The organism is Citrobacter sp. Cpa228 (assembly GCF_030333085.1).
Classification (GTDB): domain Bacteria; phylum Pseudomonadota; class Gammaproteobacteria; order Enterobacterales; family Enterobacteriaceae; genus Citrobacter; species Citrobacter pasteurii.
In genome coordinates, this window is record NZ_JAOWGQ010000031.1 from 177,986 (window position 1) to 189,079 (window position 11,094).

At 48.4% G+C, this 11,094-nt stretch carries 8 protein-coding genes; all 8 read left to right on the top strand.

Annotated elements, in window-relative coordinates:
• Nucleotides 1-4 precede the first annotated feature (4 nt).
• Complete coding sequence (wcaJ, locus tag OGX91_RS01995; RefSeq protein WP_149691688.1) at nt 5-1,399, top strand: undecaprenyl-phosphate glucose phosphotransferase; 1,395 nt, start codon at nt 5-7, stop codon at nt 1,397-1,399.
• A 1-nt stretch (nt 1,400) separates the two neighbouring features.
• Nucleotides 1,401-2,879 (top strand): MOP flippase family protein, encoded by a 1,479-nt coding sequence (locus OGX91_RS02000; RefSeq protein WP_286625311.1) that lies wholly within the window; start codon nt 1,401-1,403, stop codon nt 2,877-2,879.
• 63 nt (nt 2,880-2,942) lie between these two features.
• Nucleotides 2,943-4,223, top strand: a complete 1,281-nt coding sequence (gene wcaK / locus OGX91_RS02005) for a colanic acid biosynthesis pyruvyl transferase WcaK (protein WP_040231891.1) — start codon at nt 2,943-2,945, stop codon at nt 4,221-4,223.
• Entirely contained in the window at nt 4,220-5,440 is a 1,221-nt protein-coding gene (gene wcaL / locus OGX91_RS02010; protein WP_199947535.1) for a colanic acid biosynthesis glycosyltransferase WcaL, read from the top strand. The genes wcaK and wcaL overlap by 4 nt, the downstream gene beginning before the upstream one ends.
• 11 nt (nt 5,441-5,451) lie before the next feature.
• A complete protein-coding gene (gene wcaM / locus OGX91_RS02015) occupies nt 5,452-6,840 on the top strand; it encodes a colanic acid biosynthesis protein WcaM (protein ID WP_005122446.1) in 1,389 nt (462 codons plus the stop codon).
• Nucleotides 6,841-7,005: 165 nt separating this feature from the next.
• Complete coding sequence (galF, locus tag OGX91_RS02020) at nt 7,006-7,896, top strand: GalU regulator GalF (RefSeq protein WP_005122445.1); 891 nt, start codon at nt 7,006-7,008, stop codon at nt 7,894-7,896.
• 381 nt (nt 7,897-8,277) lie between these two features.
• Nucleotides 8,278-9,693, top strand: a complete 1,416-nt coding sequence (locus OGX91_RS02025; RefSeq protein ID WP_005122441.1) for a mannose-1-phosphate guanylyltransferase/mannose-6-phosphate isomerase — start codon at nt 8,278-8,280, stop codon at nt 9,691-9,693.
• A 20-nt stretch (nt 9,694-9,713) separates the two neighbouring features.
• On the top strand, nt 9,714-11,084 hold the full coding sequence (gene cpsG, locus OGX91_RS02030; RefSeq protein ID WP_040231892.1) for a phosphomannomutase CpsG: 1,371 nt from the start codon (nt 9,714-9,716) through the stop codon (nt 11,082-11,084).
• The last annotated feature ends 10 nt before the right edge of the window (nt 11,085-11,094 follow it).

Consider the following 11,094-nt stretch of genomic DNA (forward strand, 5'->3'; position numbering starts at 1 on the left):
CACGATGACACATCTAAAAAAGCGCGAACGAGCCAAAACCAATGCGTCGTTAATATCGATGGTGCAACGCTTTTCAGATATCACCATCATGTTTGGTGGATTATGGATAGTCTGCGAACTGAGCGGTTTGCCTTTCCTGTATATGCACCTGCTGGTGGCGTTAATCACGCTGGTCGTTTTTCAGATGCTGGGCGGGATAACGGATTTTTACCGCTCCTGGCGCGGAGTGAAAATTTCAACTGAGTTGGTGCTGCTGCTGCAAAACTGGACGCTGAGTCTGATTTTTTGCGCGGGTCTGATTGCCTTTAATAACGATTTTGATAACCGGTTTGCTCTCTGGCTGGCATGGTATCTGCTGTCAAGTATTGGCCTGGTGCTGTGCCGTGCGTTTATTCGCTACGGGGCGGGATGGTTGCGAAATCGTGGTTATAACACACGTCGGGTAGCGGTAGCAGGGGATCTTCCTGCCGGACAGGTGCTGCTGGACAGCTTTCGCCATGAGCCGTGGTTGGGGTTTGAGGTCGCGGGTGTTTATCACGACCCCATACCGGGGAAAAACGCCCGGGATTGGGCGGGAAATCTGCAGCAACTGGTGGATGATGCCAAAGCTTCACGCATTCATAACGTCTATATCGCTATGTCGATGAGCGATGGGGCGCGGGTAAAAAAACTGGTACGCGAACTGGCTGATACCACCTGTTCAGTGCTCCTGATTCCTGATGTTTTTACCTTCAACATTCTGCATTCACGGATTGAAGAAATGAATGGCGTTCCGGTGGTGCCGCTGTATGACACGCCGCTCTCGGGGATTAATCGTCTGCTGAAGCGCGCGGAGGATATCGTCCTTGCATCGTTAATCCTGCTGCTAATTTCTCCTGTGCTATGCGCCATTGCGCTGATGGTGAAGCTGACCTCAAAGGGGCCGGTAATTTTTCGTCAGACCCGCTATGGCATGGACGGGAAGCCGATCAAAGTCTGGAAATTTCGCTCCATGAAAGTGATGGAGAACGACGCGGTGGTTACCCAGGCCACACAAAACGATCCGCGTGTGACCCGCGTGGGTAACTTCCTGCGGCGGACGTCTCTGGATGAATTACCACAGTTTATAAATGTGCTGACAGGAGGGATGTCTATTGTCGGGCCGCGTCCACATGCGGTGGCGCATAACGAACAGTATCGTCAGTTGATAGAAGGGTACATGTTGCGCCATAAGGTGAAGCCAGGCATTACCGGTTGGGCGCAAATCAACGGCTGGCGTGGTGAAACCGATACGCTGGAAAAAATGGAAAAACGGGTAGAGTTTGACCTCGAATACATTCGTGAATGGAGCGTGTGGTTCGATATCAAAATCGTTTTTCTGACGGTGTTTAAAGGCTTCGTCAATAAAGCGGCATATTAATATGAGCTTACGAGAAAAAACCCTCAACGGTGCTAAATGGTCAGCCATTGCTACGGTAATCATCATCGGTCTGGGGCTCATTCAGATGACGGTTCTGGCGCGGATTATTGATAATCATCAGTTCGGGTTATTAACCGTGTCGCTGGTGATTATTGCGCTGGCCGATACGCTGTCTGATTTTGGCATCGCCAACTCGATTATTCAGCGCAAAGAGATAGGTTATCTTGAACTAACCACCTTGTACTGGTTAAACGTTGGGCTGGGGATAGTCGTATGTATTGCTATGTTTGCGCTCAGCGAAACCATTGCCGATGCGCTTAATAACCCTGAGCTGGTGCCACTGATTAAAACCTTAGCGCTGGCGTTTGTGGTGATCCCGCATGGGCAGCAGTTCCGTGCGCTGATGCAAAAAGAACTGGCCTTCAACAAAATTGGCCTGATTGAAACCAGTTCAGTACTGGCCGGTTTTACTTTTACTGTGGTTAGCGCGCATTTTTGGCCGATCGCCATGACGGCCACTGTTGGATATCTGGTGAACAGTACGCTACGTACGCTGCTGTTTGGCTATTTTGGCCGCAAAATATATCGACCAGGGCTGTGTTTTTCACTTTCATCCGTGTCGCAAAATCTGCGCTTTGGGGCATGGCTGACGGCGGACAGCATTATCAATTATGTGAACACCAACCTTTCGACGCTGGTGCTGGCCAGAACCCTGGGGGCTGGCGTGGCGGGAGGCTTCAATCTTGCCTGGAACGTGGCAGTTGTACCGCCAATCAAACTGAATCCGATAATTACCCGAGTACTGTTTCCTGCGTTTGCCAAAATTCAGGACGATACCGTAAAACTACGGGTCAATTTTTACAAGCTGCTATCTGTTGTTGGCATTATCAATTTCCCGGCCCTACTGGGACTGATGGTGGTATCAAATAACGTCGTACCGCTGGTGTTTGGTGAAAAGTGGAACAGTATTGTTCCGGTGCTGCAATTGCTGTGCATTGTGGGTCTGCTGCGCTCAGTCGGTAATCCAATAGGCTCTCTGCTGATGGCCAAAGCACGGGTCGATATCAGCTTCAAATTCAATATATTCAAAACCTTTTTGTTTATCCCCGCGATCCTGGTTGGCGGAAATATGGCGGGAGTTATTGGCGTCACGCTGGGTTTTTTACTGGTACAGGTCATAAACACCATCCTGAGCTATTTCGTGATGATCAAACCGGTACTGGGACCGAGCTATCGGCAGTACATGCTCAGCCTGTGGCTACCGTTCTATCTCTCTTTACCCACGCTGGTGGTGAGCTACGCACTGGGAATGACATTGCAAAATAAATTGCCGTTAAGTGCGTTGCTGAGCCTACAGATAACCGCTGGCGCGCTGGCGTTTGTCGTGATGATTGTGCTGTCGCGTGATCCGCTGGTGGTAGAAATCAAACGCCAGTTCTGCCGTGGTGAAAAAATGAAAGCCTTGTTCCGCGCAGGGTGAATTGCGTTTGTTGTCGTCCGGGGACGGGAAAACCGTCATCCGCACTGATTTTAAGAGGTCATGATGAAATTACTGATTTTGGGCAACCACACCTGCGGTAATCGCGGGGACAGCGCTATTTTACGTGGTTTGCTGGATGCCATTCATACGCTCCAGCCTGAGACGGAAGTGGATGTGATGAGCCGCTACCCGGTGAGTTCCTCCTGGTTACTAAACCGACCGGTGATGGGTGATCCTCTGTATTCACAGATGAAGCAGCATAACAATGCTGCAGGCGTCATGGGCCGTGTAAAGAAAGTGCTGCGTCGTCGCTATCAGCATCAGGTGTTGCTCTCGCGCGTCACCGATTCCGGAAATCTGCGCAATATCGCTATCGCTCAGGGGTTTACTGACTTTGTCCGTCTGTTGTCGCGTTATGACGCCATTATCCAGGTCGGCGGATCGTTTTTTGTCGATCTGTATGGCGTGCCGCAGTTTGAACATGCCTTGTGTTCGTTTATGGCTAAAAAACCGCTGTACATGATTGGTCATAGCGTAGGGCCATTTCAGGATGAACAGTTCAATCAGTTGGCGAACTACGTTTTTGGGCACTGCAAGGCGCTAATTTTACGCGAATCGGTCAGTCTGGAACTGATGAAACGCAGTGACATAACGACAGAGAAAGTCGAGTCGGGGGTGGATACCGCCTGGCTGGTAGACAACCATCACGATGACTTTGACCCGGGTTATGCCGTACAGCACTGGCTACAAGCGGCTGCAAAGCAGAAGACTGTCGCCATTACATTACGTGAACTGGCGCCGTTTGATAAGCGTCTTGGAACCACACAACAGGCCTATGAGCAAGCCTTTGCCGGCGTGGTTAATCGGATCCTTGATGAAGGTTACCAGGTGATGGCGCTCTCAACCTGTACCGGTATTGATAGTTACAACAAAGATGATCGCATGGTTGCACTGAACCTGCGTCAGTACGTTAACGATCCGGCCCGTTATCACGTGGTAATGGATGAACTAAACGATCTCGAAATGGGAAAAATATTGGGCGCATGTGACCTGACGGTGGGCACACGCCTGCACTCTGCCATCATCTCGATGAACTTTATGACGCCGGCGATAGCCATTAATTATGAGCACAAATCGGCGGGAATTATGCAGCAACTGGGGTTAGCGGAAATGGCGGTTGATATCCGCCATCTGCTGGATGGTAGCCTTGAGGGCAGGGTTGCCGATACCCTGGGACGGTTGGCTGAACTTAACGTCAGGGTGGCGGAGGCTGTTAAGCGTGAACGTGAACACGGTATGCATATGGTGCAATCGGTACTAACGCGTATTGAGGAGGGGAAATGAAAGTCAGTTTTTTCCTGCTTAAATTTCCGCTGTCCTCTGAAACCTTTGTGCTGAATCAGATCACCGCGTTTATTGATATGGGGCACGATGTTGAAATTATCGCGTTATATCAGGGCGATCTTGATAACACCCATGCTTCCTATGTGGACTACTGTCTGGGTGATAAAACGCGATGGTTATTGAAAGAGCCGACTGGCAGGTTGGCGAAGCTGAAATATCGCATCACGACGATTTTACAAGGCATTACCCGGACAGCGACCTGGAAAGCGCTCAACGTTCCACGCTATGGCGATGAGGCGCGTAATCTGATTCTAGCGTCCATCTGTGCGCTAACCCCACGAGCATTCCTGGCCGATGTCTTTATTGCGCACTTTGGACCCGCTGGCGTAACGGCGGCCAAACTACGTGAACTCGGCGTGATTCGCGGCAAAATAGCCACTGTCTTCCATGGTATTGATGTTTCACACCGGGACATCCTTGCCCGCTATACCCCTGAATATCAGAAGCTGTTTCAGCGCGGTGATTTGATGTTACCCATCAGCAATCTCTGGGCCGGACGTTTGCGGAATATGGGATGCCCACCGCATAAAATTGCGGTATCGCGTATGGGGATTGATATGACGCGTTTTACACCTCGTGAGGTGAAAGCGCCGGGTACGCCGCTAGAAATTCTCTCCGTTGCACGGTTAACCGAGAAAAAAGGGCTGCATGTCGCTATCGAAGCGTGCCGCCAGTTGAAGGAGCGGGGTATCTCATTTCGTTATCGCATTCTGGGAATTGGCCCTTGGGAGCGTCGGTTACGTACGCTTATCGAGCAATATCAACTGGATGACGTGATTGAAATGTCAGGATTTAAACCCAGTCATCAGGTTAAAGAGATGCTTGAACAGGCGGATGTCTTCCTGTTGCCTTCTGTCACGGGAATTGATGGTGACATGGAAGGGATCCCGGTGGCGTTGATGGAGGCCATGGCCGTAGGGATACCGGTCGTCTCTACCGTTCACAGTGGGATCCCTGAGCTGGTGGAATCTGGAAGGTCCGGCTGGCTGGCACCGGAGAATGATGCTCAGGCCCTGGCGGAGCGATTAGCGACGGTCAGTGTGCTCGACAGTGAGCAAGTGAAGCCGGTGGTGGCGTGCGCCCGCGAAAAAATAGCCGCTGAATTTAACCAGCTTGCGATCAACAAACAGTTAGCCAGTCTGCTGAAAACGATGTAAATCGAGGTTGTATGCCAGAGAAAAAACTCTCCCGACGTACTTTTCTGACGGCAGGTTCTGCGCTTGTCGTACTGCATTCTCCCGTCGCCCGGGCGCTTGAATCATCGGGCAGCGTCAACATTCAGGATTACAATCCACAGGATTGGGTGGCTTCTTTCCGGCAGGCATTTATAGACGCGCAAACCGTTGTCGTACCTGCTGGTCTGGAGTGCAGGAATATCAATACCGCAATCGTGATCCCACCAGGTAAAATGTTGCATCTGCAAGGCGGGGTCAGTAGCAGCAGTCGTGGGCGATTTATTCTGCAGGATGGCTGTCGCGTGACAGGGGAGCAGGGGGGGCGCTTGCGAAATATTACCCTTGATGTTAGGGGATCCGACTGTGTGATAAAAGGCATAGCCATGAGCGGTTTCGCCCCCGTGGCGCAAATTTATATCGGGGGGAAAACGCAGCGAGCGATGCGCAACCTCACCATTGATGACATTACTGTCACTGATGCGAATTACGGGATCCTGCGTCAGGGGTTTCATAACCAGATGGATGGGGTACGGATAACCAACAGTCGTTTTAGTGATTTACAGGGGGACGCCATCGAGTGGAATGTCGCGATAAACGACAGTGACATCGTGATTTCAGACCATGTTATAGAACGCATCAATTGTACGAACGGAAATGTTAACTGGGGTATCGGTATTGGGCTGGCAGGTAGTACGTACGACAACACCTATCCAGACGAACTGGCGGTGAAAAGATTTGTGGTTGCCAATATAACGGGCTCGGATTGTCGGCAGTTAGTCCATGTCGAGAACGGCAAACATTTTATCATTCGTAATATTACCGCACAAAATATCACCCCGGATTTCAGCAAGAAAGCAGGTATCGACAATGCTACAGTCGCTATTTATGGATGTGATAATTTCGTTATCGATAATATCAATATGAAAAATAGCGCAGGGATGCTGATTGGTTACGGTGTGATCAAAGGACGATATTTGTCCATCCCACAAAACTTTAAGTTAAATAATATTCAACTGGATAACACACAACTCGATTATAAATTACGTGGTATTCAGATTTCCTCTGGTAATGCAACTTCATTTGTGGCCATTACTAACGTTGAGATGAAGCGCGCGACGCTGGAGCTGCACAACAAACCTCAACATCTTTTCTTGCGAAATATCAATGTGATGCAGCAATCCACCATAGGGCCGGCGCTTAAGATGCACTTTGATCTGCGCAAAGATGTCCGCGGTCAGTTTATGGCCAAACAGGGGACATTGCTCTCGCTGGCCAATGTTCATGCAGTTAATGAAGCAGGACAAAGCTCGGTTGATATTGACGGCGTAAACCACCAGGTCGTGAATGTCGCGGCGGTGAATTTTCGACTACCGGGCCGGTAATTTTACGACCATTCCTGGCTAAAAACCTACCCGGCTAAGATTATGATTACTGCATTCTGCCGATAAGCGGCGTAACATGCGTCCTAACTGAGCAATGTAATTCATACTGGCTAAAACAAGCTAAAAAGCTATAATTCAGCAACTATTGAATAGGTGAATGACTTAATGATTAATTTGAAAGCAGTTATTCCGGTAGCGGGCCTCGGGATGCACATGTTGCCTGCCACAAAGGCCATCCCAAAAGAGATGCTACCAATCGTTGATAAGCCGATGATTCAATACATTGTCGACGAGATTGTAGCTGCAGGTATCAAAGAAATCGTTCTGGTAACACATGCGTCTAAGAACGCGGTTGAGAACCACTTCGACACCTCTTATGAACTTGAATCACTGCTTGAACAGCGTGTTAAACGCCAGTTACTGGCCGAAGTGCAGTCCATCTGCCCTCCAGGTGTGACTATCATGAACGTTCGTCAGGCACAATTGCTTGGTCTGGGTCACTCGATTCTTTGCGCGCGCCCGATAATCGGAGACAACCCTTTCGTGGTGGTGTTACCTGACGTCATTCTTGACACGGCGAGCGCGGATCCGCTGCGTTACAACCTGGCCGCAATGGTGGCCCGCTTTAATGAGACCGGGCGTAGCCAGGTGCTGGCAAAACGTATGGCTGGCGATCTTTCCGAGTATTCCGTTATTCAGACCAAAGAGCCTTTAGACAACGAAGGTAAGGTCAGTCGCATCGTTGAATTCATTGAAAAACCCGACCAGCCGCAAACCCTTGATTCGGACCTGATGGCCGTAGGGCGTTATGTGCTTTCTGCTGATATTTGGGCGGAAATTGAGCGCACGCAGCCTGGTGCGTGGGGGCGTATTCAGCTTACGGATGCTATCGCTGAGCTGGCGAAAAAACAGTCTGTTGATGCCATGTTGATGACCGGCGATAGCTACGACTGTGGTAAGAAAATGGGCTACATGCAGGCATTTGTGAAGTACGGACTGCGCAACCTGAAAGAAGGGCCGAAGTTCAGGGATCAAATTTTAAAACTGCTGAGCTAGTGCTATTGCTACCCTCGTTGCCTACGATTTGAACCGAGTATCGTAGCAGTATATGTAAAGAGTCATGATTTGTCTGATACCCGCAGAATGCTGCTATAAATGTTTTTTTTAAATTTCAAATACTAAAAAAGGTAGATCGGTAAGAAATTACCGGTCCGCCGTAGGACATTTTTCTTGTCTACACAGTGAATAAATAAGAGAATATTCGGTTGAGATATTCCTTAATTCGTTGAGGGTTATCAGCAATTTGTTTGCCCAACATAAAATGAGCAGTGTCCTGGTAGCTGTAGAGCCAGTGCGGTAGCGTGCCCATTTTTCATTGAGCGACGATGAAACTCTTCTGTTGGTTTAGTATAACGCATTGATATTTAAGGACCTAAGATGTTACTTCCTGTGATAATGGCCGGTGGTACCGGTAGTCGTTTATGGCCGATGTCGCGCGAGCTCTACCCAAAACAGTTTCTTCGTTTGTATGGACAGCGTTCAATGCTGCAAGAAACTGTGCTTCGTCTGGATGATGTCGATGCACGGGAACCGGTAGTCATTTGCAATCAGGAACACAGATTTCTTGTTGCTGAGCAACTAAGACAAATTAATAAGCTCTCTCATAATATCATTCTTGAACCCGTTGGCCGCAATACTGCGCCAGCAATAGCGCTGGCAGCATTAAGTGCAATAGAGAATGGCGATGACCCAATTCTTCTGGTATTAGCCGCAGATCACATCATTAACAATAAACCGGCATTTCACCAGGCGGTAAAGTCAGCATTTAAATTTGCCATGCAGGGGCGCCTTGTCACATTTGGGATTGTACCAACCGGTGCAGAAACGGGTTATGGCTATATTCACCGCGGTAAGGAAGAGGTTCTTGGTGAGAATATCGCTTACCAGGTTAGCCGTTTCGTGGAAAAACCGAACAAAGAAACCGCGGAAGGTTATTTAGCTTCTGGTGAATATTACTGGAACAGCGGAATGTTCATGTTCCGGGCCAAGAAATATCTTGAAGAACTGGAAAAATTCAGACCCGATATTCTTGAGTCCTGCAAGGCGGCAATCCGCGGTTGCAAAGATAGCGATGAGTTTATCAAGATCGATCGCGATCTGTTTATCGCTTGTCCGGATGAATCCGTTGACTACGCGGTCATGGAGAAGACGACAGACGCTGTCGTCGTTGGGCTTGATGCAGACTGGAGTGACGTGGGTTCCTGGTCGGCACTATGGGAAGTGAGTCCTAAAGATAAAAAAGGTAATGTCCTGACGGGTGATACCTTCATGCACAACGCAAATAACTGCTATATCAACACTGATGAAAAATTGGTCGCAGCTATCGGTGTCGATAATCTGGTGATCATCAATACAAAAGATGCTGTACTGGTCGTTGATAAAGATCAGGTGCAGGATGTTAAGAAAGTTGTTGAGTATCTTAAAGCTAATCATCGCAGTGAATATAAGCGTCACCGGGAAATATACCGTCCGTGGGGGCGATGCGATGTGGTGGTACAGACCGAGCGTTTTAATGTAAATCGAATCACCGTTAAACCGGGTGCAGCGTTTTCGATGCAGATGCATCATCACCGGACCGAACACTGGGTTGTGCTGTCTGGCACGGGTGAAGTAACGATTAAAGATCAAAAATTCCTGCTGACTGAAAACCAATCAACCTTTATTCCCATCGGAGCACAACATCGACTGGAAAACCCAGGCAAGATTCCATTGGAACTGCTTGAGATCCAATCTGGCTCCTATTTAGGGGATGACGACATTATTCGTATTAAAGACCAGTATGGTCGTTGCTAATTTTGAAGGTATAAAGATCTATGTCTAAGCTGACTTGTTTTAAAGCCTATGATATTCGTGGAAAATTAGGCGAAGAATTAAATGAAGATATTGCGTATCGCATTGGTCGCGCATACGGTGAATTCCTCAAGCCTAAAACAATCGTGGTGGGCGGTGACGTACGCTTAACCAGTGAGAGCCTGAAACTGGCATTAGCGAATGGCCTAATGGATGCGGGTACCGATATCCTCGATATTGGTTTAAGCGGGACAGAAGAGATCTATTTTGCAACCTTCCATCTTGGTGTAGATGGCGGCATCGAAGTTACCGCCAGTCATAATCCGATGGATTATAACGGAATGAAACTGGTTCGCGAAAATGCGAAACCTATCAGTGGTGATACAGGACTACGCGATGTACAGCGTTTAGCCGAAGAAAATAATTTCGCGCCTGTTGATGCCCAACTGCGCGGAAGCTACAAGAAGATTTCTATTCTTGACGCTTATGTCGATCACTTAATGGGCTACATTGATTTCGCGAACTTCACTCGTCCAATGAAGCTTGTGGTTAACTCTGGCAATGGTGCCGCAGGCCACGTCATTGACGCGATTGAAAAACGTTTCGTTGCTGCTAGTGTCCCCGTTTCATTTATTAAAGTTCATCACCAGCCGGATGGCACTTTCCCTAATGGGATCCCTAATCCTCTGTTACCAGAATGTCGCAAAGACACTGCCGATGCTGTTAAAGAACATGGCGCAGATTTAGGGATCGCTTTTGACGGCGATTTTGACCGTTGCTTCCTGTTTGATGGGGAAGGGCAGTTTATCGAAGGCTATTACATTGTAGGTCTGTTAGCCGAAGCATTCTTACAAAAAGAACCGGGCGCGAAGATCATTCATGACCCGCGACTGACCTGGAATACCATCGATATTGTGACAAAAGCTGGCGGCATTCCTGTGATGTCTAAAACGGGTCACGCCTTCATCAAAGAGCGTATGCGTAAGGAAGATGCGATCTACGGCGGAGAGATGAGTGCACATCACTACTTCCGCGATTTTGCATATTGCGATAGTGGGATGATTCCGTGGCTTCTGGTCGCAGAGTTGATTGCCAAAAGCAACTTATCGCTTGAGACACTAGTGAGCGAGCGTATGAATGCATATCCTTGTAGCGGTGAAATTAACTATAAGGTCAACAATGCAAGTGTAATGATTGAGGCAATAGAGCAGCAATACGCGCTGATGGCGGAGCAAATCGATAAGGTAGATGGGTTGAGTATGGAGTTTTCTGACTGGCGATTTAATATCCGTACATCGAATACAGAACCATTATTGCGTTTGAATGTTGAAACAAAATCTAATACTGAAAAAGTTAAACTAAAAGTTTCTGATTTAGAAGTCTTCATCAAGTAAAGGTGAAACA